The following is a 23900-nucleotide window of genomic DNA, read 5'->3' as shown; positions in this document are numbered from 1 at the left end:
AGGTAATCAAATGAAAAATAGTCGTAAATATTTGGTTCTTAGTGCAGTGAGTACAGTGTTAGCATTTTCAAGTTATGCTGATTCGGGTAAGCCACTTAACACCATTAATCCTGGCCAAGAAAAACTAAAACTAGAAAGAGCCAATAAAGTTCGTAATGACGGCATGTATTTTGTCCGTTTTAAAGACAGCGCATTAGCAAGCTACGATGGTTCGATTACAGGCTATTCAGCAACCAGTATTAATGCTAATCAAGCCAATAAAACCACCACAGGTGTGTTAAATATCAATTCCCAAGCTAGCGTTACTTATAAACGTTATCTTGAACGTAAACAAAGTCAAATTACTCAAAGATTAAGCCGTAAAATTAATCGTACACTTAAGCCTACCCAGCAATACCAAATCGTTGCTAACGCCTTAGCGGTAAAGCTAAGTGAAACGGAAGCCAACAGCATTTTAAAAGATGCGGATGTATTAAGTGTTGAACCCGTAGGATTACATTATATTCATACGTCTACAGGCCCTGAGTTTATTGGAGCCAAAAAAGTGTGGGCTGGTGTAAATGACATTCCTGGCACTAAAGGTGAAAACGTGGTTGTGGGTATTATGGATACCGGCATCAACGCCCTTCACCCATCATTTAAAGCGATTGGTGACGATGGTTACGAGCATACTAACCCATTAGGCGAAAACCAATATTATGGTGACTGTGTTCAATACCCTAAATTCTGTAATAACAAGTTGATTGGTATTATAAGTTATCCAGAACTTGTTGATTATCGTGCAAGTGTTGCAGATAACCTAGATGACCCAAGTTATGATGACCTAGCGGATAAAGCAAAAGTGGGTTATGACTTCCACGGGCATGGTTCTCACGTAGCTTCTACTACAGCGGGTAATGTTGTTAAAAACGCCAATTATTATCTAGAAGTTGAAGAAGAAGACGGCACGATTATTTCTGAAGAAAGTGCTTTTGAGTTTGATGCTATTAGTGGTGTAGCGCCTCACGCAAACATAGTTTCGTATCAGGTTTGTGATGATAGTGGTTCATGTTACCCCGAGTTTACTATTCAAGCTCTGGAGCATGCTATTGCTAATAATGTTCAAGTGCTTAACTACTCTGTAGGTGGTGCGGCAGCAGATCCTTGGACGTCTGTTAGCGCTGAGGCATTTCTTAATGCTCGTGCAGCAGGTATTCATGTCGCCACTGCGGCAGGTAATGCTGGCCCAACAGCAAGTACAATTGGTGCGCCAGGCAATACGCCATGGGTGACAACTGTTGCTGCTTATAGCCATAATCTTAGCTTCGATGAAAAGAGCATTAGTTTTACAGGTGGTGAAACCACTTTAGCTGCGCTTACGGGGCGCAGCATAACCAAAGGCTTTACAGGTAACCTGGTTCAGGCTAAAGATTATGACGAAGCCAACGCTATGTGTACTGAGCCTTTTGCTGAAAACACCTTCACAGCAGATCAAATTGTTGTGTGTGAGCGTGGCCTGAACGCACGTGTTCGTAAGGGTATTATTGTCAGAGATGCTGGTGCGGGTGGCATGATTTTGATTAACTTGGAAGGGGAGGCTGATACAGTAAATAATGATAACCACGTCATTCCAGCTATTCATTTGAATGATATTGACGGCAAAGCACTGACTGACTGGCTAGCCAGTGGTAGCGGGCATCAAGCGACAATAGAAGCAAGTGTCGCTGGTACCGATGATGAACTTGGCGATATTGCTGGGTCATTTACCTCGCGCGGGCCTAATCTACCGTATCCGAATGTATTCTCGCCAGATATCGCCGCACCAGGTGTAAATATTTACGCAGCCAATGCAGAAGATCGCGTGTTTACCGGTCAGGTTGGCCATATTAAATATGTGAACTTTTCTGGTACTTCTATGGCTAGCCCACATGTGGCTGGTGCCTTAGCTTTGATTGCAGCATCACACCCTGAGTGGTCGCCAGCACAGGCCCAGTCAGCGATGATGTCTACCGCACAAAGAATGACTTATCAGGATGATGATTTTGATGGCGTAAAAGAACGTTCAGACTTCTTCATTCAAGGTGCGGGTAGCTTACGTATTAATGATGCGCTAAAAGCTGGCTTGTTACTGGATATCACTAAAGAAGAATACCTTGCCGCTGACCCTTCTATGGGGGGCAATCCTGGCGACTTAAATACCTCTTCGATGGTCAATAATGAGTGTATTTCAAATTGTAGTTGGACAAGAACTGTCACAGCAACCAAAGGCAGTAGTTGGACTGCGGATTATGAGTATTTAAATGAGGGCTTCAGTTTTCAAGTCACCCCATCTCAATTTTCATTAAATGCTGGCGAATCTATCGAGTTAACCATTAAAGCGACTGCAAACGTTAACCTAGTTGACGAATGGGTGCATGGTTATATTAACTTGAAAAATGCTGACAGCAGCATGAGTGATAGCCACTTACAGGCGACCATTGGCTTCAAAGCGGGACAAATTGTTGATAGCGTGTCAGCGAAATTAAATAACCTTGATAATACCATTGTAATTAATGACGTTGTTACTTCAGGCAGTAACCAACTTCAAGCAAGAGGCTTTGGTTTATTCAAGTCACAAAGCTATAGCGGTACGGCGATTGGTGCTTCTAATGATGCAGAACGTAACAGTCCTGCTACTAATCAAGATGTGTTATTTACCACCACAACGGTTGTTAAGCCTTATACCAAACGATTAGTGGTTGAAATTACCGACTCAACGTCACCAGATATGGATTTGTATGTGGGGATTGATGAAGATAACGACGGTAAAGCAAACGCTTATGAAATGTTTTACTCATTAGTTTGTGCTAGTGGCGAAGAAGATTCGGCAGAAAAATGTATTATTGAAACACCTGTTTCTGGTAACTATTGGATATTAGCGCATAACTATCGTGGCACGGTGGAAAATGAGGCCGATGATGTCACAGTACGTTTGACTCATGTGAATTATAGCAGCCAAGCTAGCTTTGATATCGAAGCGCCAACCAGTGTTGCACAAGATGAAGCTTTTGATGTGACTCTGAAGGTTAATGGCTATTTTGATGCAAGCCAAACATTGTTGCCTTTAGAAGAAGGTGAGGTGTATTACGGGCTATTTGAGCTTGGGACAACCACAAATCTTGTGCGAAATGTCGGTGGCACATTGATTAAAGTTGAGGGCTTAGCACCAGTTGAAGTACCTGTTAATACCGCTCCAACAGTCGCTAATCCACTTATCGATGTTGAAACTCAGCTAACTGAAGCAGGCAGCGTTGCTTTCAGTGCTGATTTAACGGGTGTATTTGCTGATGCCGAAAATGACGCTTTGACTTATAGCGTGTCTGGCTTAGATACATTAAGCATTGATGGCATGACGTTAGCAGGCACCTTAACCCAAGCGGGTACGTTTGAAGTGGTTGTTACAGCTAGCGATGCTGAATACTCGGTATCAAGTACATTTACATTAACGGTCGCAGCTGCGCCAGTAGTGCTACCTCCCGTTGTTGCCCCAGATAATAGCAGTGGTGGCGGAGCTATGGGGATAGGATGGTTACTCATCATGCTTGCTGCAGCGGTACGTCAGCGTGGTGCAGTACGTTTTAAATAAGCAATTACCTAATATAATTATAAGTTCCATCAACGATTAAGTGTTTAGCGAGGCTTGGTTGTTTTAGGCTGACAGGATTGTCGGCCTTTTTTTATGTCTGTAGCGGTCACAGTATTGTGATGATTTTTATGTACAATAGGACTTCTTATAAGAAGGAGTTGTTTGTGCTAACCAAAATTTTAGTAACACTATTGGTGATTATTGGGGCGTTATTTTATTTACGTCGCGGCAGGAAACCTCCCAGTAAAACACAGCAAGTTATTGCCAGTGAGGCACGACATCCTCTATTTAACAAAGTGGTTATATATGGGGTAATTGCGTTCTCTATGTTGGCTACGGCAGCATTGTGGGGATGGAATTGGTACGACGACAATCGTATTGTGACGGTGCAAATTAGCTCGCCGATTGAGGCCATGTCGACCCAATATCAAGTGCGTAAAAAAGATATTCAACTGAGAAAAATAACCACAGTTGATGGCGTTGAAATACGTTTATCTAATCAAGAACGAGTGACCATCTCAGCTCATAGCGATAAATAGGTTTGAGGTTTATCCGTCAGTTCACGCATAAAGGTCATTTTAGGCGGTTAAGCGAGTAAAAATAATAATGCTTGATCACAAAATGGAGGCCTAGAGCCTCCATTTTTAATTCATTTTTTGCGATTCAATGCATCAACTAACTTAGCTTACTCTTTCGACTTTAGCTTTAATCTTGCATTAGCATAAGGATCAACTTTTTGCTTTGAAGTCACAGCTTCACCAGTTTGCGCTTTTTGTGGCTTCGGGCTTCTTGTTTTACTCGCTTTATTATCAGTTGCTGGCTCACTTGATTTGGGTGTTTGCGCTCTGTTAGCAAACTTAGGTCCTAAATCTACCAATGGTTTTTGGCGTCTTGGAGGACGATTGTTTGTTGCAGCACTTTCAGAGGTTGAATGACTCCCCTGGCTTTTTTGCTCACCATTATTGCTTCTTCTTTGGTGGATTTTATTATCCTGTCCAGAGGCAGAGCTTTTTGTGCGTGAATTCGTTGAACGACCAGTCGACTTTTTAGCTGCGCCACTAGTTAGTTGGGTGTCAGCAAGATTAAAGTTGACTTCAAAACCTGGTAAAACATTACGGGAAATTTGACGTTTAATCAGTTTTTCAATTTCACGTAATAATTTGCCTTCTTCTTCGCTGACTAACGAAACCGCCTGACCTGATGCTCCAGCACGACCAGTACGGCCAATACGGTGTACATAGTCTTCAGGCACTTGAGGCAGATCGAAGTTAACTACAAACGGTAGTTGGTCAATATCAATACCGCGCGCTGCGATATCGGTGGCAACCATCACTTGTGCCGCGCCACGTTTAAAATCAGCTAACGCTTTAGTACGTGCTGTTTGACTTTTATTACCGTGGATCGCAACGGCTGAAATGCCTGCAGTTTCTAAACTTTTGGCTAAACGATTAGCGCCATGTTTGGTGCGAGAAAACACCAATACCTGATGCCAATCATTGATCTTAATCAGTTCGATTAATGCCGCTGATTTACGGGTTTTATCTATAGCATAAATGCTTTGCTCAACACTGTTGGCTGTGCTGTTTCTTGGCGTGACCGATATTTCAACTGGGTTGTTTACCAGACCTTTGGCTAATTCGCGGATGTCATCCGAAAATGTCGCTGAAAACATCAAGTTTTGTCTCTTCGCCGGTAAAAAAGACAAAATTTTACGAATGTCACGAATAAAGCCCATATCTAACATGCGATCGGCTTCATCAAGTACTAAGATCTCAAGGTGATCAAAGTTAATTGCACGCTGTTGGTATAAATCCAATAAGCGGCCAGGCGTGGCAACCAGAATATCCACACCGTTTTTTAATGCAGCAAGCTGAGGCTGAATAGAAACGCCGCCGAATACCACGGCCGACTTAAGCGGTAAATGTTTACCGTAAGTTGCTACACTTTCTTGTACTTGCGCCGCAAGTTCACGGGTGGGTGTTAATACTAAAGTACGCACATACCCGCGTTTAGCTGGAGTACCTTGAGATAATAATTCGAGGATTGGTAGTGTAAATCCCGCGGTTTTACCTGTGCCAGTTTGAGCTGCAGCCATAACGTCTTGACGCTTTAACACTGCTGGAATGGCTTGGGCTTGAATAGGGGATGGGGTGTCGTAACCTTGTTTGGCAACTGCTTTTAAAATTGCAGCACTTAGTCCTAGGTTTTCAAAACTCATAGATTACATCTCAATTAACAACCTAAGCTGTTAAATATATTAAAGGTGGCCAATATCGGCGGGCGTGCATCTTACCTGAAAAGCCCTACTAGTGCTATCAAAACACATTGAAGTAGAGGGTGAAAAAGTGTTAATCATCAGTGCGAAATGGCGCAATATTGCATACAATGAATTACTTGGTGCATTTTAAAACCTATTTGCTGTGATGTGATTTTTGATTATTGTGCATTCACTGTGGTTTATTTCACGTTTATTTTAATCTTATTTTTTATTAAGGCATCAATGACTTCAAAATTAGCGGCACTCACACATATTGAAAAGATCGCCTTAGGACTTCGCGATCCTGCCCATGCGCTAATTAAAAATGTGCTGTTAATGTCTAATATTTCTACCCAAACCTTACAAGTGGCCATGCGGCAATTAACGCAGTATGGGCGCGTGGCATTGCATTTTCACCCTGATAGATTAGACAGTCGCGGCTTAAAAGTGGTTGATGGCTTGATTAAAGATGGCCACTACAAAAGTCAGTTTGAGACACATATTTCCAACGGCCAACTTTCACCAGAGTTAGGCGGCCCACGAGACCATTGGGAAAACCAGCTTTTTGGCCAATGTTATTCAGGAATTAAACATCGCCCTAAATATGGCGCTTTAGATTTAGGGTTATGTGCATTGGGCCCAGCGCCTCGCTTTGGCAGTTGCTATTTTGTCACCCGCCCACAAATATTGTCTCGTTGTACTTTTAGCTATATGGATTCTTATCGTCTACCTAAAGAGAAAGGTACTATTAATTGTTTTGACGCCGTGCTGGCGGCGTTATTAAGTGAAAGCTTTGAGCGCCATTATGCTTTGGGGATCACAGGGTTGAAACCAAGCTTATTGATCGATCATTTAGTGACTGAATTAGCTGACTCTTTAGAAGGTCGCTTCAAGCGACAGCCTAGCTGTAACCTTGACCATTATATTGAAGCTCAAATTCATGGTGAAGTATCGTTAGATGATGATATTGATATGCTAGTGGCAGATCCCAGTTTTAAACAAACTCAAGTTGGTGAATCGTTACAAGCTTTATGCGATGAGTATGATATCCAATTAGCTTGGCATGGGGGGTATGAATTATCGCTTGATGCCGTGCCGAGTGATTTTCGTGGCGCAAACATGCCGAATGTGGCACATGCTGTGGCGCAAGAACAGCTTATCAATGCTGCGATAATTGGTGAGGCGGCTTATGCCTTATGCAAACAGCCTACCAGTTGGAGCGAGCGCTCCAGTCATGCTAAAAAAATCCAAGATTTAAAATTGCTATGGCATGTATTGGTAAAATACGGTGCAATCCCCTTAGATTGATTAAGGGTACTTATCATAAACTGTGCGGCAGTTAACATTATTAATTGCTCAACTGTATTAGATAGGCTACTACTGCGATACTGCTTGCTAACACGCTACTTTCTCTTGTTAATAATCTGTTTTCATTGATGTCATCTATTGCCCCTTTTATGGTTTGGCATCAAGAAATGTTGTTGGAGTTTCATGGATAAGTCGTTAGAAAAGTCATTAGCTAAATGGCTTAAGTCTCAGCAATTTGCATGTGGTATTTATCTTAAGCTCGCCATCCTATGTGGTTTACTTAACGGTGCAGCCATCATTGCTCAAGCCTATTGCATAGCCCAAATTTTACAGGGCGTGATTATGGCCGAGCTACCCGTTAATCAATTAATGCCTTATTTTATCGGCTTAGCTACCTTGCTAATTATTCGAGCCGGTTTAGCTTATGGGCGAGAACGATTTAGCTTTGAGGCGGGTAAGCGATTACGACAAGATATAAGACAAGCCGTGCTAAATAAGTTAGTTGCATTAGGCCCCGCTTTTATTAAAGGTAAACCTGCAGGTGCCTGGGCCAGCATTGTGCTTGAACAAGTTGAAGATTTACATGATTTTTACAGTAAGTATGTGCCGCAAATGATGTTAGCTGCATTCATCCCTCTGTGTATTTTAGTGGTGGTATTTCCGTTAAATTGGGCTGCGGGTTTAGTGTTATTAGGCACGGCGCCGTTAATCCCAATGTTTATGATTTTAGTGGGAATGGGCGCTGCGGATGCCAACCGTAAAAACTTTACCGCATTAAGCCGTTTAAGTGGTCACTTTATGGATCGCTTACAAGGGATAAGTACCATCAAGTTATTTCATCGTGGCGAAGCGGAAGTAACCCAAATTCATCAAGCATCAGAAGATTTTAGAAGTCGCACTATGTCGGTTTTACGTTTAGCTTTTTTAAGCTCAGCCGTATTAGAGTTTTTTGCCGCGTTATCCATTGCCGTACTAGCAGTTTATTTTGGTTTCAGTTATCTAGACCATTTAGATTTTGGCCATTATGGCTTAGGAATTAGTTTATTTACCGGTATGTTCGTGTTGATTTTAGCTCCCGAATTTTACCAGCCGCTGAGAGATTTAGGCACCCACTACCATGCTAAAGCACAAGCTATTGGTGCGGCAGAGTCATTAGTGGAATTACTTGATTACCCGCTAACCCATACCGCGGCTCAATCCGGCAATGAGATGATTGATCTTAATAACGTCGACATAGTGGCCAATAATTTACATGTAATGAGTTTAGATGGTCAGTGTTTGCTAGGACCCTTGTCATTTAGTATTAAGGCTGGGCAGCATGTTGCAGTTGTTGGGGCTAGCGGTGCAGGTAAAACCAGTCTGTTACAGGCACTGTTGGGTTTTTTACCCTACAAGGGCGAATTGCTGATTAATGGTCAACCATTTAACGCTATCAGCATGGCGCATTGGCGTAAGCATCTTGCTTGGCTTGGTCAGGATCCACAGCTATTTCATGGCACTATTGCCGAAAATGTCGCTTTAGGACGGCCTGATATGTGTGAGTCCTCGATCATGAACTTACTTGAAAAAGCGCAAGTTGCCGATTTTGTAAAGCAACATCCTCAAGGCTTGCACTCGATGATTAGCGATCAATCATCCGGGGTGTCAGTCGGTCAAGCTCAACGTATTGCGCTGGCCAGAGCGTTAAGCCAACAAGCTAGTGTCTTTATATTAGATGAACCGACAGCCAGTTTAGATGAACAAAGTGCCGAGGCCGTGATGGTTTCGCTATCGCAAGCCATTACCGATAACACTGCCATTATGGTGACCCATAAACTCGAAGAATTAACGGGGTTTGATAACATTATCGTGCTTGATAAAGGGGTGTTGATTGAGCAGGGGAATTACACCTCATTAATGGCTACACAGGGTAAGTTCTATCAGTTGCAGCAACAGGAGGCCAACGTATGAAGGTCTTGCTTCCTTTTCTAAAACTGTTCCGTCGCCAGTGGTTAATGATGGTAACGGGCTTGTTGCTTAGCTTTATCACCCTATTGGCTGGGGTCGGATTGTTATCCTTATCTGGGTGGTTTTTATCTGCGACAGCGGTTGCTGGTTTAACGGTACTGACGGCACAATCGTTTAATTTTTTCACCCCAGCAGGTGGCGTGCGTTTTCTATCAATAGCGCGCACAGCAAGTCGATATGGTGAGCGTTTAGCCACCCATGAGGCAACATTTAAGTTATTAACTGAATTACGCGTATGGGCGTGGCAAAAGTTATTACCTCTTAGTGCCGCCAACTTACAGGGGCTCAGAAAAGGTGATTTATTGAATCGATTAGTCGCCGATATCGATACCTTAGACCATCTGTATCTACGCTTGCTGATCCCAATGAGTGCATCATTATTAATGATAGCGGCGTTATACGTATTTATTGCCTGGTTTGACCCAAGTTTAGCGTTAACCCTGTGTGGTTTTTTACTGCTGGTTTTGCTGGTATTGCCGACGATTTTTTATCGATTAGGTAAAGCGCCAGGTCAGGCGTTAATTGAAACAAAGCAAAAGCTTAGAGTGCAGCTGCTTGATGTGATCCAAGGGCAGGCAGAGTTAAGTTTATTTGCAGCAAATCAAAGCTACTTAGGCCGAATTTATCAACAGCAACATCGCTTTTTTAGCAGTCAATTGACCATGGCGAAAATTACCGGATTAAGCCAGACCATCTTAATTCTCACCAATGGTTTTGCGGTTTTGTTGATGTTATATGTTGCCGCCAAAGGTGTTGGTAGTGCCGTACCTCCAGGGCCCCTGTTTGCTATGGTGGTGTTTGCCACTATGGCTTGCTTAGAAATGATGATGCCAGTCGCTGGAGCGTTCCAACATTTATCAAGTACCGTATTAGCAGCCCAGCGCGTTAGTGCATTGACTGAGCAGGCTCCTGCGGTGCAGTTTGTGACAGGGCAGCATCTTATTGCCCAAACAGGGTCATTAGATATCAGCAATTTGCATTTTGGTTACCAACAAAATCAGCCAATATTACAAGGGGTCAATCTTACTTTAGCCGCTGGAGAGAAAGTGGCTATTTTAGGTAAAACAGGCTGCGGTAAATCCAGTTTGTTGAATATGATCACTCGTGAATGGCAATCAAATTCAGGCGCCATACTTTTAGATGGTCAGCCAATTGCCGATTACAGTGAAGCGAATCTTCGTGCGGCAATGTCGGTAGTCAGCCAAAGAGTGCACCTCTTTAGTGGTACTTTGCGGGACAATTTAGTTTTGGCATTACCTTATATCGCTAATGAAAAACGTTCTGCACACGATGACCAATTGAAACAGGTGCTGTCACAAGTTGGCTTAGGTCATTTGTTAATTGGAGATAAGCCATTAAACATGTGGATGGGTGAGGGGGGCAGGCAGTTATCCGGCGGTGAACAACGCCGTATTGGCGTGGCAAGAGCACTGCTTCGTGATGCGCCATTATTACTGCTTGATGAGCCTACCGAAGGTTTAGATAAGCGCACTGAACGGGAAATTCTATCCACTTTATTTGCGTTTGCCGAACATAAAACCGTATTGATGATAAGCCACCGAACCACAGCACTCAATCAAATGGATGCCTGTTATCAGCTTATTGATGGGAAGTTACAGCGCTTTCATTTACCGTGTTAAGAATGAATCGCCTAAGCCTTTAATCTTGGGGTTTAGGCGATAGTATTTTACCTGTCGAGGTGAATATTGTTTTTGTAGTAAAAATGACATTTTTTTGTATTCTTTAGCCCCACAAGTGATCTGCTTCACAATAGTCTCCAATTATCATGTTTTAAAATTACACAATACCTCGTTAGTGTGATCTGGGTTCGTACATTAGCATTAACAAAGATTTAAAATTACTCATCGAATTTTTCTTGATGGTGATACTAATGGCAGGTGTTTCAAACCAAATAATAACCATTAAACGCGGCTTGGATGTGCCTATTGCTGGCGAACCTATTCAGCAAGTGTTTGACGGTGAAAAAGCCACGACCGTAGCTTTATTAGGTGAAGAATATGTAGGCCTCAAACCTACCATGTTGGTTGAGGAAGGTGATCATGTCATCAAAGGGCAAGCGCTTTTTGAAGATAAGAAAACCCCTGGGATCAAATTTACAGCGCCAGCTAGCGGCAAAGTTAGCGCGATACAACGCGGTGAAAAGCGTGTGTTGCAAGCTGTAGTGATTGAATGCGACCCAGTGCAGCAAGCTAAAAGCTTTACTCGCTATGATGACTTAAGCCAACTGTCTCGTCAGCAAGTGGTTGATAATTTAGTCGACAGTGGCTTATGGACAGCATTACGTACTCGTCCATTTTCACGAGTGCCTCAGTTAGACAGCCAGCCAGCGGGCATATTTGTCACCGCAATCGACACAAATCCACTCGCGGCAAATCCTCGCGTTATTATTGCTGAGCAAACTCAGGCGTTTGAAGCAGGGTTGCAAGTGCTGAGTTATTTAACTGAAGGTCAGGTTTTTCTGTGCCAGGACGACCAGACCTCCTTGCTCAGTACTGAAGCTGCAGCCAAGTTAAAGCAGGTATCTGTTCATCAGTTTAATGGCGTCCACCCAGCGGGATTAGTCGGTACGCATATCCATTTCTTATTACCAGCTAGCGTTGAACGTCCTGTTTGGCATTTGGGTTACCAAGATGTCATTGCCTACGGCAAATTATTTTTAACCGGTGAGTTATATACCGATCGCGTGGTGGCTTTTTCTGGCCCTAACGTGCTTGAACCGCGTTTAATTCGTACTCAATTAGGCGCGCAACTAACGCCTATCGTGACAGCTAAAATCAAAGATATCCACTCTAGAGTCGTGTCTGGTAGTGTGCTAAACGGCCACACCGCATCTGGTGTTTATGATTATTTAGGACGTTTCCATAATCAAATTTGTGTGCTGTCTGAAGATGACAAACACGAGTTGTTACCTTGGGTGCGCAAAGATAAAAATAAGTTCAGCCTAACTGGCATTATGATGTCGGGCTTTAGCCGCACTAAAAAATTATTTGATTTCACCACCCATGCTGGTGGTTCTGCCCGGGCTATGATGGCGTTTGGTCAGTTAGCACGGGTGATGCCGTTAGATATTTTACCAACCTTACTTATTCGTGACCTTGTGGTTCGTGATACCGATGAAGCTCAGCTGTTAGGTGCACTGGAATTAGATGAGGAAGATCTCGCGTTATGTACTTTTGTTTGCCCTGGAAAGTATGATTTTGGTAAAGAATTACGTGCTTGCCTAGATATTATCGAGAGGGAAGGTTAATGAGTAAGCCAATTAAAAAACCGTCAGCCCAAGACAAGTATTATGAACACGGCGATTCGATGCGTAAATATTTGCGTTCGTTATGGATTGCCCATGGTCGTAGCACCAAAGGACAGGTTCATGTAAGAGATGCGATTGATGTAAAACGTACTATGCATATTGTGGGTATGTGTTTATTACCTGCTGTTTTCTTTGGTATGTACAACATTGGTTTGCAGGCTCAACTTGCGATTATCGAAGGCGCAACCGCTCCGGCATCATGGCATTTAGCGATTTTTAATATGCTGTTTTCAGGCTTAACGTCTGAATCGGGGGTATTAAGCTTATTCGCATACGGTGCTAGTTTTTACGTACCATTTTACCTTACCGCCTTACTGGTTAACTTATTTTGGGAAGTGATATTTTCCAGAATGCGTGGTCAGGAGTTACATGAAGGCTTCTTTATTACCGCGTTATTATTTTCGCTGATTTTACCTGTGTCGACTCCTTTGTGGATCATGGCATTAGGCATTACTTTTGGCGTTATTGTCGCCAAAGAAATGTTTGGCGGTATGGGATATAACTTCTTAAACCCTGCTTTAGCCGGATATGCATTTATCTATTTTGCATACCCAACAGAAGTGGCAGCGATAAGTCAGTTTGTTGCGGTAGACGGTTATTCTGGAGCAACCACCTTAGGCTTGGCTGCGGCGAATAAAATCAGTTTTGCCGATGTAAGCTGGATAGGAGCATTGAGTGACCCATTATGGTGGGATAACTTTTTTGGTTTTACCGTCGGTTCAATTGGTGAAACCAGCACGTTAGCTATTTTAATCGGTGGCGGTATTTTACTGATGACCCGCGTGGCGGATTGGCGCGTGGTAGCGGGTGTGTTGTTAGGCATGATAGCCACGGCGATTTTGTTCAATTTATTTGGCCCAGCTAAAAATGCGATGGCAACCATGCCTTGGACCTGGCATTTGGTCACAGGTGGTTTTGCGATGGGTATGATGTTCATGGCAACCGATCCTGTAACCGCTTCCTACACTCGTAACGCTAAATACGCCTATGGTGCATTAATTGGCTTTATGACGGTATTGATTCGAGTGCTTAACGTGAAGCTGCCTGAAGGTATTATGTTAGCCATTTTATTTGCCAACTTATGGGCACCGTTATTCGATTATCTGGTGGCGAGAGCCAATATCAAGCGGAGACTAAAACGCCATGGCCTTTAAAAAAGATTCGGTAATGGGAACCATGGTTTTCATTATCAGCCTGAGTTTAGTGTGTTCTTTCATGATTACTGGCACGGCCGAAATTTTGAAAGAAAGAAAACTGGTTAAAAAGCGCGATGAAGTACAACAGTTTGTGTTAAAAGCGGCGGGTGTTGAAAGTAATTCAAGTGATTTTCGTGAATTATTTACTAGCCGAGTACAACCTAAACTTGTGGATTTAGAAAGCGGGCAGTTTATCGAACATGAGAACATTTTAGACTTTGATGGTCGCATGGCGGCAATTAATCCTGAAACTTCACGCAAACCGAAAAAAGACACTGCCAAAATTAAAAGCCGTGCTGATCAGGTACGTATTTTTGAAGTGTTTGATGACCAGGGTGAGCTAACCAGTATTGTTATGCCTATCTACGGTAAAGGTTTGTGGTCAATGATTTATGGCTACTTAGCGGTAGAGCCTGATTTAAACACCATTAAGAATATTGTGTTTTATGAACATGGTGAAACCCCAGGTATCGCTGATTTTGTGACTGACCCAGAATGGAATGCATTGTGGCAAGGAAAGAAACTTTTTGATGAAAAAGGCAAGATAGCCATCAAAGTGGTTAAAGGCGGCGCTAAAGCGGGTGATGTACACGGTGTAGATGGCGTTTCAGGTGCCACTAGAACAGGTGTCGGTATTCAAAAAGCGGTTGAGTTCTGGTTTGGTGTTGAAGGTTATCAAAACTTTTTACACACATTTGCCAAAACGGAGGTGAAGTAAATGAGTCGGTCAACTTCTACAAAAGACATACTAACTTCGCCAATTTTTGCGAATAACCCTGTTGCTATGCAGGTGTTGGGTGTGTGTTCAGCTCTTGCGGTCAGTAACTCAATGCAAACCGCATTAGTGATGACCCTTGCGGTAACATTTGTGTTGGTATTTTCTAATCTGATTATTTCAACCATTCGCAATTTCATTCCAAACAGTGTGCGTATTATCGCGCAAATGACGGTGATCGCCTCCTTGGTTATTATCGTGGATATGGTGCTACAAGATGTGGCGTATGAGCTATCTAAACAGTTATCTGTTTTTGTTAGTCTGATCATTACTAACTGCATCATCATGGGGCGTGCTGAAGCGTTTGCAATGAAATACCCACCGCATCTTGCATTAGTTGATGCCGTAGGAAATGCGATGGGCTATGGCGTGATTTTACTAGGCGTTGCCTTTGTACGTGAGCTGTTAGGCCGAGGCTCGTTATTTGGTCACGAAATATTTACCACAGTCGCAAATGATGGTTGGTATTTACCTAACGAAATGTTCACTTTACCACCGAGCGCTTTCTTCTTGATTGGTGTGATGATTTGGGCCATTAACGTTGTTCAGCGTAAGCGAGGATAAGCATGGAACACTATATTAATCTCTTTATCCAAGCCGCTTTTATAGACAACATGGCGCTGTCATTTTTCTTGGGTATGTGTACGTTTTTAGCGGTATCAAAAAAGGTGTCTACCTCTTTTGGTCTCGGTATCGCAGTGATCGTGGTAATGATGTTAGCTGTGCCTATCAACCAGCTAATTTATGTCAATGTGCTGGCACCAGGCGCACTGGCATGGGCTGGCATGGCAGATCTTGATATCAGCTACTTGCAGTTAATTACCTTCATTGGCGTAATTGCCGCATTGGTGCAAATTTTAGAGATGTTCTTAGAAAGATACATCCCGACTTTGTACCAGAGCCTAGGTATTTTCTTACCTCTATTGACGGTTAACTGTGCGATTTTTGCTGGGGTTATCTTTATGGCTAACCGTGATTACAACTTAGCAGAATCAACCGTATTTGCGGCGGGCAGTGCTGTGGGTTGGGCTGTGGCAATTGTATTATTGGCGGGACTACGTGAACGTATGAAGTTCAACGCAATTCCAGAAGGCCTGCAAGGTATTGGTATTACCTTTATTACCACAGGTTTGATGGCATTAGGTTTTATGTCTTTCGCTGGCATTACGCTGTAAAGCATTGGGAAACAGCATATGAATTCCTTACAGCAAAATGACAGATTTATGAGAAGGTGCATTTAATGGAAATGGCAATTGGTATTGGCATGTTTACCATAGTAGTAAGCCTGCTAGTGATGGTGATTTTAATCGCCAAAAGTAAATTAGTGAACACGGGTGCGGTGACCATCGGTATTAATGATGATGCGTCAAAGGCTGTACGCACCCCCGCGGGTGATAAATTGCTGGGCGCATTAGCCGGTAATAATATCTTTATTCCTTCTGCCTGTGGCGGCGGTGGTACTTGTGGACAGTGCCGTGTCACAGTGAAATCGGGTGGCGGTGATATTCTTGCCACAGAGCTTGAACATATTACCAAAAAAGAAGCGAAAGAAGGTTGTCGCCTTGCTTGTCAGGTTGCTGTGCGTAGCGACATGGAGCTGGAAATCGACGAAGAAGTCTTTGGGGTGAAAAAGTGGGAGTGTGAGGTTATCTCGAATAATAACCAAGCGACTTTCATTAAAGAATTATTGCTAAAAGTACCTGAGGGTGAAGAGGTGCTCTTTAAAGCGGGTGGCTATATTCAAATTGAAGCGCCAGCGCATGAAGTTCGCTATGCTGATTTTGATATTCCAGCTGAGTACCGTGATGACTGGGAAAAATACGATTTATTTAAGCTTGTTTCAAAGGTAGATGAAGACGTATTACGTGCTTATTCAATGGCGAATTATCCGGATGAAAAAGGCCGGATTATGTTGAATGTGCGTATTGCTACGCCGCCATCTGATGATTTACCACCAGGCAAAATGTCATCATATATCTTTAATTTAAAAGCCGGCGATAAGGTGATTATTTCAGGTCCATTTGGTGAGTTTTTTGTCAAAGAAACCGATGCTGAAATGGTATTTGTTGGTGGCGGTGCGGGGATGGCCCCCATGCGTTCACACATTTTTAATCAGCTAAAACGGGTTAAAACCAAGCGTAAAATGACTTTCTGGTACGGTGCACGTTCAAAACGTGAAATTTTCTATCAAGAAGATTTTGATATGCTAGCGGCTGAAAATGATAATTTTGAATGGCACGTTGCGCTGTCAGATCCCTTACCAGAAGATAATTGGACTGGTTACACGGGTTTTATTCATAATGTGTTATTTGAAAACTACCTTAAAAACCATAAGTCACCAGAGGACTGTGAGTTTTATATGTGTGGCCCTCCAATCATGAACTCATCGGTTATTGGGTTATTGGAAAGCCTAGGTGTCGAGTCAGAAAATATTCTACTAGATGACTTTGGTGACTAGGGCCTGTTAAGCGGTATAAAAAAGGGAAAGCAGAGCTTTCCCTTTTTATCTTTGAATCAAGTGGCTACATACGTGTTCAGGGGGGGGGATTTCCCACTAGTATTACCCCAAGCGTTTAGAAAAATCTAAGTAACGCATGACTTCACCTTCGGGGAAGGTCAATTCATCACCATCTTGGTGGCTGGACAATAAGTTTTCTCTGGCATAACGCTTAATTGTAGCTGGGCTTTTATCTAAAATTTTACACACTTCTTCAAGGGTTAATAATTTATCGCTCATTGTTTTCTCCAGCAGTAAATGTTACTCGGGTCTATTGATCTTTCAAGGTCGTTTTTACAGCGAATTGCTGGCCATTCATACAAGGCAGAGGCTTTGCTGTGTATTCGACATAATAAGCCAATAACGCCGTAAAAATAGCCAACAAACGCTGTCCGAAGGATTCGGCTAAAACGAATTGCGCTTTGTTGAGTGAACTTTTTACCAACAAAGAGTGCTTAGATTGCTAGGCTGCACTCCACTCGCCGCGATTAATTCGTTTTTATCTCGAACAACATTCCACCAGCAAAGATCTACAGCCCCAGGGATTGGTGGTTTATGTAGTATAGACAATCTGCGATAGAAGGTTGAAAAATGCATTATTGATGTAAGCTTTTATTATCAATAATGGTTAGGGGAGGCAATTCTTTTTGTGCACAATCAAACATGGCCTTAGCTACGTCAGAGCCATGAATAGGTTTGTATTTTAGTAAAGGTCCAATAAAAAATAATGCGGTAAATGCGAATAGCCATTGGCCAATTTGCTCTGCCGGGCGGCTATCTTCTCGTTGACCTATCAATAAACTTGGTTGAAAAATCTGTACATGGGGTAATTGTAATTGTGCAAGTTGTTGCTCCATTTCACCTTTAACTCGATTATAAAATACACTGGATCTAGGGTTGGCGTCTAAGGCACTGATCACTTGAAAAACCAATTTGGCGTGTTGCTGTTTATGCACCAGCTTTGCAAAGGCCAGTACGCCTAACTTATCAACTTCAATAAAAGCTTGTTGGCTTCCTGCTTGTTTAATCGTGGTACCTAAGCAGCAAAAAGCGTGGTCTATGGTTTCGGGTAGTTCAATTTCATGCAGCTCATCTAACTGGCACGCAATATAATGCAGTTTTTCTTCCCCCCAATGATGCGCTGCTAGCTTAGGTTTAGAACGCCCTAGCACGTAAACTTTTTGATAAAGCTCGCTATCCAGTAACAACTCTAATAAAGACTTTCCCACTAACCCTGTTGCGCCTATGATCGCAGCTATCATTTTGTTAAATCCTTATAAAACACGCTTACTTTACTGTATCTAGCTAATGAATTAGTTGCAATCAATGGATTGATACAAGTCGGTTTTCTTTTTATGACTTATCTGTGGCATAGTATTTCTTTGGCTAAACTTTCGCATTTTTCAAGGACCGACAATGTCAAATGAACATATTCCGCTAAACGATTTTATTGAATATTCCCAAGATGAAATGTTAGCTAGGGCGCAGGAAAATTATCAACAAGTAAAGCGTCGACATTCGATTCGAAAGTTTTCAGAAAGGCCCGTTCCGCAAGCTATTATTGAACAGTGCATTTTGGCAGCAGGTACCGCGCCGAATGGTGCTAACCATCAGCCATGGCATTTTGTTGCGATTAAAAGTCCTGAGGTGAAAGCGCAAATTCGTCAACAAGCAGAAGCCTTAGAGCAGGCTTTTTATGCTGGGCGAGCGGGTGAAGAATGGCTTAACGCATTAAAACCTTTAGGAACCAATGCCAATAAGCCCTACTTAGAACATGCACCTTGGTTAATTGCTATTTTTAGCCAAAAACGTAAAGAAGACGAGGGGGAGCAAAAAACAAATTATTATGTGCATGAGTCTGTGGGGATTGCTACTGGTTTTTTAATACAAGCGCTGCATCATGCAGGCCTTGCCACCTTAACTCATACTCCGAAACCGATGAGTTTTTTATCAAAAATCTGTGGCCGAGATAATGACAATGAGCGTCCTTATATGTTGATTATTGCTGGCTACCCCGCTGATGATGCGACAGTACCTGTGCATGCATTAGATAAAAAAGCACTGCATGATATTTGTGAGTTTATTTAACCAGGGCTGAGATTATTTTAACGTTAGTCTTGATTATTAATGTTAACAATGATTGATGAAGGCGCTGTTACAGCGCCTTTTTTATGCCGTGTTTTTTCAGTATTGTTAATAATTCAGCAAGGCTTTTTACAATGACATCCGCTAAGTGTTGATAGTGGGTATCAATACCATGATTAATAAAGCAGGCAATCATCCCTGCATTATTTGCCGCTTGAATATCATATAAATAATCACCGACATAGATCAGGTTTTTGGGATGTATTTGCCACTGATCTGCTATCGCGTTTAACGCATCAGGCGCAGGTTTTGCGGGGTAGCACTCGCGGGTGAGTACAATATCAATGTTGATATTGTTTTGTTTTAACTTCACTTCACTGGCGGTTTTACTGTTACGCGTGACAATTGCGCAGGGTAAGTTTTGACGATTGATGTAGTTTAATAACTCCACCATACCAGTCAGAGCTTTTGCTGTGTTGGCATCTCTATTTTCATGCTCAAGCACAATGTCATTGGCTCGTTGCTGAGTAATGGGGCAATTGAGTTGGTCTATAAAGGTTAATAAATCTTGATCGGTAGGGCAGCCTATTTGTTGCTTTATAAGGGCAAAGTCTAAACTGGACTCTACTAATGTTCCGTCTAGATCAAAAATAATACCGTGGATCATAGAGTCAATTAACCTTATTTTTCAAATGCGATAGTATGTAAATCAATACTAAAACTGCCTTGTTGTTTGTCTGCGATTAAAATGCCCACTTTTTCCACTTTGGCAAAGTCTAACCCAGGACCATTTTGAATGGTGCGTCCACGAAAGCCAATACGAAAATCTTCAACAGTAAAAATGTGTTCGCTGAACTCACCTTCCAGTGTAGTAAATTCTGCAATAAATGCTTCGCCAAATTGTAATGCTGCTGTTTTTAATCGGAGCTGATAGCGCTTTCCATCGCCTTTAACAAGCAATTTGCAGCGAGTGGCGGTATGGATTTTATTGATTACATTAAACTGAGTTGAAGCGAAACCACCGTTATTATCGAGTGACACTAAGCCGGTAAAGTTAACTGCATCATTATTGATACTGACTCGACTTGAAGATAGGCCGCCCATCACTGTATCGTTATTAATTTGGGTATGACGTAAATCGAAGTCACTGGCAAAATTCAATTTCATGGTTTCCTCATTCGATAAGTTAGCCGCTAATGCTGTGTGGCTGAAGATACAGAAAAAGCTCGCACTGATAAATTTTATCATGGTTATTCCCATTAAAAAAAAGGCTTATCTGGGTTAAAGATAAGCCTAAAGGGTTTCACAGAGAAAAATAGTGGATGAACAAACTACATTACGGTGAAGTCATCTAAAAGGATCACACTAAATGGTGCACCGCCACCGACATTGTCTACAGCGGCTACACCATATATGCCTGCAGCATCTAAAGTGACTTCTAATGGACCAATAGCGACATCTTTTGTGTTTGCAACAGTGACACTAATTGTATACGTGCCTGGTGCTACACTAATGCTGCCTGATGATGCTTTAAATGGTACGTCTTCAAGAGCTGGGCTTGCTTCGCTGATGTCTGCTGTTGCGGTGAGGTAAATATCCACTTCAGGTGCAGAGTAAGCTGCATGAGTCACTGTCAGTTTTGCTTCAGTCGCAACACGTCTAGTGTTATCCATTAATACCAACGGCTCAATCATGTTGTCTGATAATGAACCTACCGCTAATGCACTGTAGCTCATGCCTAGGGTTAAATCGACTGCGGCCTCATCAATAACAACCACAGTGTTATCGGCATCTGCCGCCACTGTGACTGTGTGCGCACCTTCAGGCACATTGACATATCCAGCAATTTCGCCAAATGCCAACATGTTTACTGCTGGTGTTGTGCTGCCATCAAGGAACACATCTACTGCAGGAGCATCTGCAACCGCATGAACAACACGTAAATCAGCGCCGCTACTAACGTCATTTAAGATCACCTGACCTTCAGGTAATGCGACATGAAGTGCTACAGGTGACATACCAGACCAAGTATTTGGAATAGCACTAATAAAGTAGTCTTGCATATCAGCTAACGAAACAGTTCCTGAGTCATATACAACATCTTTCAAGCCCGCTGCTGTAATGCGGATTTGATAATCTCCTGCAGCCACTTCAAGTTGTGGGCTAGCATCCATGTAATCGGCTGACAGTGTAGCTGACATGCTGGTAATATCAGTACCTGGAGCGGTTACATAAACATCAACTAAACCAACAGCTGGCGAGGCATGAAGTACCTGCACCCTTGCATAGCCACTGGCGATGTCTGCCATTGGATTCTCTACAAGTTTTAGCATTAAGCTTTCATCAGCAACATTGCCTAATGCGACAGCGGTATATTCCATTTTATCTTCAGCAATTAACTGTGCTTCCAAAACGGTAGCGGTTGAACCATCAGCTAAAATTGCATCGACATCGATATCAAAGGTAGCAGAATTGACTTCAAGAAGCCCACTGGACATTGCGTAGTCAACATCAGCAAGTAGCTCTGCACCATTGGCCATAACATTAACCATTGGAGCATCGCTACCAGCGTGAATGACACGCACATGGGAAAGTTCAACTGGCGCAGGTGTCGGCGTGACTTGTTGAACAACATCATCATCGTCAGAACACGCGGTTAAACCAATCATTGATACGCATAACGCAAAGGGATAAATCCGTTTCATTTGAGTAATTCCTCGTAGAGTAATGTGACGAATTTTTATACGGGAAGATATTTTTAGTGGTTCACAAAAAACTAACAAATAAATGAATTTTATTTGCTTTTTATTATAAGCTACTGATTTTAATTTATTTAATTGTTTTTGGTTTTTAAGGTTATTGAGACATTTAAGGTTTGCGCCTATGATGTTTGTCATAATCGAACAACAGAACTAAATTAATTTGTCATCTTCTCCTGCTGTCGCAATTCAATATCGTGTTGCCTCAATAAATTTATTTAATTTTATTGCGCCACCGAATGCCTATTACGATTTTGAAAACATTTATAGTGCGCAACAATGGCAAAAAAAGTGCGCCTGGCTCAGTGATTTTTTGATGGAAAATCAACCTGACATCATTGGATTTCAAGAAGTGTTTAGTCCCGAGGAGTTGCAGGCGTTATTGCGACCATTAGGCTACGTGCATTTTGCAGTATTGGATGAACCACAGGTAGAAAGTGATTATGTTTATCGTCATCCTGTGGTGGCATTAGCGTCACGTTATCCTATCATTGAAATGGCCAATGTGGCTGTGGATGACGCAGCTTGTGAAGCGTTAGGGCTAGCTCAGTTTCAATTTAGCCGCCAACCTTTGCGCGCGACTATTGACCTACCCCTATTTGGTCCCTGTGATTGCTATGTGATTCATTTAAAATCAAAACGCAGTGGTTTTGATAAAGAGGATTTAGCCCATTCAGGCTCTTCAGGTGCGGCTGATTTTATCGCAAGGCAAGTACTAGGGCGTTGGGCATCCAGTTTACAACGAGGAAACGAAGCAACATTGTTGTGCCATCAAATGCTAGTTAGACGTCATTTGAAAGGTCATCCATTCATTTTAATGGGCGATTTTAATGATAAATTACACAGTGATTTACTGGCAGCATTTCATCAAAATTTACGGGTTTATCGAAGTGATATTGAAGACAAACAGTTGGCGGGTTTAAGTGAGCAGCAATTATTTGCCGAATTAAATCAATGTCGTCTTTATGATAGTTATGAGTTACATAAAGCGACAACCAAATGTAATGTCAGTTTGGCTTCCGATGAAGATGAGTCGACAAGCTTTACTGATAACCCCATCGTTAGCTCAAGACAAGCAACCCATTATTATGGAAGTGAAGGGTCGGTGTTAGATTATATTTTGGTTTCAAGTGAGTTTGACCCTAAACAATTGAAAAACTTAGCTCACATCGAACATTATCAAACCTTTGACCGACATCTAGTTCGACCTGATTTTGAGCGTGACAGTGACAGTACAGATCATGCCCCTATTATGATGACATTTAGTTTACGTTAGTCGTTTTGGCCGATATCTTTATTTAACCTCGCATCATTATCATGATTGTTTTTTGGATGGCCTAAAGCAGATATTTTTGTTACTTGGTCATAAAGGTGTTTTCACTGGCGTCAGAATGTTATTTCTGAAGCGATAAAAATAGCTTTTTGCGACTTGTTAATGAAAGTAAATGAGGCTATTAAATGAAGAAGACTAACCTAATGTCGCTTTACGTATTTCAGTTTTTCCCGTACCAGGGTAATAACGTAGTTGCCAGTTTTCTTGACCTTTTGCTGTATCATCAGCGATATAATTGTAATAACAATAAGTACCAGGGTTGGCAACTTCTCCACCCATGTACCAATAGATGATGTCATTACCTGCAGTAAATGAAGCGTCGTTATGCATAGCTAGTGTAAAGTCATTATCCAGTAAACCATTCCAAATATTAGCACAATCATCACCATTGAGTTGTGTCCCTTCATTGCTAGACGCTTCAGTATCTTCACCCAAAGGGAAACCTGTCACGGTTGAATCAATATTTCCCGCGCCAAAACAAGCTAAGTTTTTTACATAACCCTGTGCACCATTGGCTGACCAACAATTGTGATACAAACCCACGGCACTGGAAAAAGAAGCGAAAGTAGATTGAGCAACACTATCATGCGCATCTTGAGATAAATTAATAAAGCGAGGTAATGCTAATACCGACATAATACCGAGAATGATAATAATGGTAACCAATTCGATTAATGTAAAACCTTTTGCATTCATAATTTTAACCTAAAAAATGTGACGTCAAATTGTATACTGTATACGCACCAATTTC

At 42.2% G+C, this 23900-nt stretch carries 20 protein-coding genes; 13 read left to right on the top strand and 7 right to left on the bottom strand.

What is annotated here, in order from left to right:
- The first annotated feature begins 10 nt into the window (after window positions 1-10).
- Both ORI98_RS10655 and ORI98_RS10650 read left to right on the top strand, forming a co-directional pair.
- Window positions 11-3604, top strand: a complete 3594-nt coding sequence (locus ORI98_RS10655; RefSeq protein ID WP_306135196.1) for a S8 family serine peptidase — start codon at window positions 11-13, stop codon at window positions 3602-3604.
- 164 nt (window positions 3605-3768) lie between these two features.
- Window positions 3769-4143 carry a hypothetical protein gene (locus ORI98_RS10650; protein WP_306135195.1) on the top strand — a complete coding sequence of 125 codons (375 nt, stop codon included), beginning with the start codon at window positions 3769-3771 and terminating at the stop codon, window positions 4141-4143.
- Window positions 4144-4289: 146 nt separating this feature from the next.
- Here ORI98_RS10650 and ORI98_RS10645 read toward each other — a convergent pair whose 3' ends face one another.
- The gene (locus ORI98_RS10645; protein WP_306135194.1) at window positions 4290-5822 is read right to left on the bottom strand and encodes a DEAD/DEAH box helicase; all 1533 of its coding nucleotides are present in this window, start codon (window positions 5820-5822) and stop codon (window positions 4290-4292) included.
- 282 nt (window positions 5823-6104) lie between these two features.
- Here ORI98_RS10645 and ORI98_RS10640 point away from each other — a divergent pair, with 282 nt between their 5' ends.
- The 9 genes from ORI98_RS10640 to nqrF all read left to right on the top strand — a co-directional run bounded on the left by ORI98_RS10640 (window position 6105) and on the right by nqrF (window position 16933).
- The gene (locus ORI98_RS10640; RefSeq protein ID WP_306135193.1) at window positions 6105-7169 is read left to right on the top strand and encodes a DUF3626 domain-containing protein; all 1065 of its coding nucleotides are present in this window, start codon (window positions 6105-6107) and stop codon (window positions 7167-7169) included.
- Window positions 7170-7352: 183 nt separating this feature from the next.
- Window positions 7353-9119: a cysteine/glutathione ABC transporter permease/ATP-binding protein CydD gene (gene cydD / locus ORI98_RS10635; RefSeq protein WP_306135192.1), complete on the top strand. Its 1767-nt coding sequence runs from the start codon at window positions 7353-7355 to the stop codon at window positions 9117-9119.
- Complete coding sequence (cydC, locus tag ORI98_RS10630) at window positions 9116-10816, top strand: cysteine/glutathione ABC transporter ATP-binding protein/permease CydC (protein WP_306135191.1); 1701 nt, start codon at window positions 9116-9118, stop codon at window positions 10814-10816. Before cydD ends, cydC begins: the two co-directional genes overlap by 4 nt.
- Before the next feature lie 251 nt (window positions 10817-11067).
- On the top strand, window positions 11068-12444 hold the full coding sequence (locus tag ORI98_RS10625) for a Na(+)-translocating NADH-quinone reductase subunit A (RefSeq protein ID WP_261299047.1): 1377 nt from the start codon (window positions 11068-11070) through the stop codon (window positions 12442-12444).
- A complete protein-coding gene (locus ORI98_RS10620) occupies window positions 12444-13658 on the top strand; it encodes an NADH:ubiquinone reductase (Na(+)-transporting) subunit B (protein ID WP_261299048.1) in 1215 nt (404 codons plus the stop codon). Before ORI98_RS10625 ends, ORI98_RS10620 begins: the two co-directional genes overlap by 1 nt.
- Window positions 13648-14418, top strand: a complete 771-nt coding sequence (locus ORI98_RS10615) for a Na(+)-translocating NADH-quinone reductase subunit C (protein WP_306135190.1) — start codon at window positions 13648-13650, stop codon at window positions 14416-14418. Before ORI98_RS10620 ends, ORI98_RS10615 begins: the two co-directional genes overlap by 11 nt.
- Window positions 14419-15039: an NADH:ubiquinone reductase (Na(+)-transporting) subunit D gene (locus ORI98_RS10610; protein WP_261299050.1), complete on the top strand. Its 621-nt coding sequence runs from the start codon at window positions 14419-14421 to the stop codon at window positions 15037-15039.
- A 2-nt stretch (window positions 15040-15041) separates the two neighbouring features.
- Window positions 15042-15650: an NADH:ubiquinone reductase (Na(+)-transporting) subunit E gene (nqrE, locus tag ORI98_RS10605; RefSeq protein ID WP_188840797.1), complete on the top strand. Its 609-nt coding sequence runs from the start codon at window positions 15042-15044 to the stop codon at window positions 15648-15650.
- A gap of 65 nt (window positions 15651-15715) precedes the next feature.
- The gene (gene nqrF / locus ORI98_RS10600; protein ID WP_306135189.1) at window positions 15716-16933 is read left to right on the top strand and encodes an NADH:ubiquinone reductase (Na(+)-transporting) subunit F; all 1218 of its coding nucleotides are present in this window, start codon (window positions 15716-15718) and stop codon (window positions 16931-16933) included.
- A 102-nt stretch (window positions 16934-17035) separates the two neighbouring features.
- Here nqrF and ORI98_RS10595 read toward each other — a convergent pair whose 3' ends face one another.
- Together ORI98_RS10595 and ORI98_RS10585 are read right to left on the bottom strand one after the other, a co-directional pair.
- Complete coding sequence (locus tag ORI98_RS10595; RefSeq protein WP_188840795.1) at window positions 17036-17212, bottom strand: helix-turn-helix domain-containing protein; 177 nt, start codon at window positions 17210-17212, stop codon at window positions 17036-17038.
- A 356-nt stretch (window positions 17213-17568) separates the two neighbouring features.
- Window positions 17569-18234, bottom strand: a complete 666-nt coding sequence (locus tag ORI98_RS10585) for a nucleoside-diphosphate sugar epimerase (RefSeq protein WP_306135188.1) — start codon at window positions 18232-18234, stop codon at window positions 17569-17571.
- Between the two features lie 154 nt (window positions 18235-18388).
- Here ORI98_RS10585 and ORI98_RS10580 point away from each other — a divergent pair, with 154 nt between their 5' ends.
- Entirely contained in the window at window positions 18389-19060 is a 672-nt protein-coding gene (locus tag ORI98_RS10580; protein WP_306135187.1) for a nitroreductase family protein, read from the top strand.
- 67 nt (window positions 19061-19127) lie between these two features.
- Here the strand turns inward: ORI98_RS10580 and ORI98_RS10575 are convergent, their stop codons facing one another.
- The 3 genes from ORI98_RS10575 to ORI98_RS10565 form a co-directional block, all read right to left on the bottom strand.
- Window positions 19128-19724: an HAD family hydrolase gene (locus tag ORI98_RS10575; RefSeq protein ID WP_306135186.1), complete on the bottom strand. Its 597-nt coding sequence runs from the start codon at window positions 19722-19724 to the stop codon at window positions 19128-19130.
- 14 nt (window positions 19725-19738) lie between these two features.
- Window positions 19739-20305, bottom strand: coding sequence for a CIA30 family protein (locus ORI98_RS10570; protein ID WP_306135185.1), 567 nt, complete (start codon window positions 20303-20305; stop codon window positions 19739-19741).
- Between the two features lie 83 nt (window positions 20306-20388).
- Complete coding sequence (locus ORI98_RS10565) at window positions 20389-21762, bottom strand: DUF4397 domain-containing protein (RefSeq protein ID WP_261299056.1); 1374 nt, start codon at window positions 21760-21762, stop codon at window positions 20389-20391.
- Between the two features lie 217 nt (window positions 21763-21979).
- On the opposite strand from ORI98_RS10565, the gene ORI98_RS10560 reads away from it, so the two are divergent.
- A complete protein-coding gene (locus ORI98_RS10560; RefSeq protein ID WP_306135184.1) occupies window positions 21980-23092 on the top strand; it encodes an endonuclease/exonuclease/phosphatase family protein in 1113 nt (370 codons plus the stop codon).
- Between the two features lie 192 nt (window positions 23093-23284).
- Here ORI98_RS10560 and ORI98_RS10555 read toward each other — a convergent pair whose 3' ends face one another.
- Complete coding sequence (locus ORI98_RS10555) at window positions 23285-23845, bottom strand: type II secretion system protein (RefSeq protein WP_261299058.1); 561 nt, start codon at window positions 23843-23845, stop codon at window positions 23285-23287.
- Window positions 23846-23900 lie beyond the last annotated feature (55 nt).

The sequence above is a fragment of the Shewanella sp. ULN5 genome, assembly GCF_030731885.1.
Taxonomy (GTDB): Bacteria; Pseudomonadota; Gammaproteobacteria; order Enterobacterales; family Shewanellaceae; genus Shewanella; species Shewanella holmiensis.
This window is presented reverse-complemented; position numbering and strand designations above follow the sequence as displayed.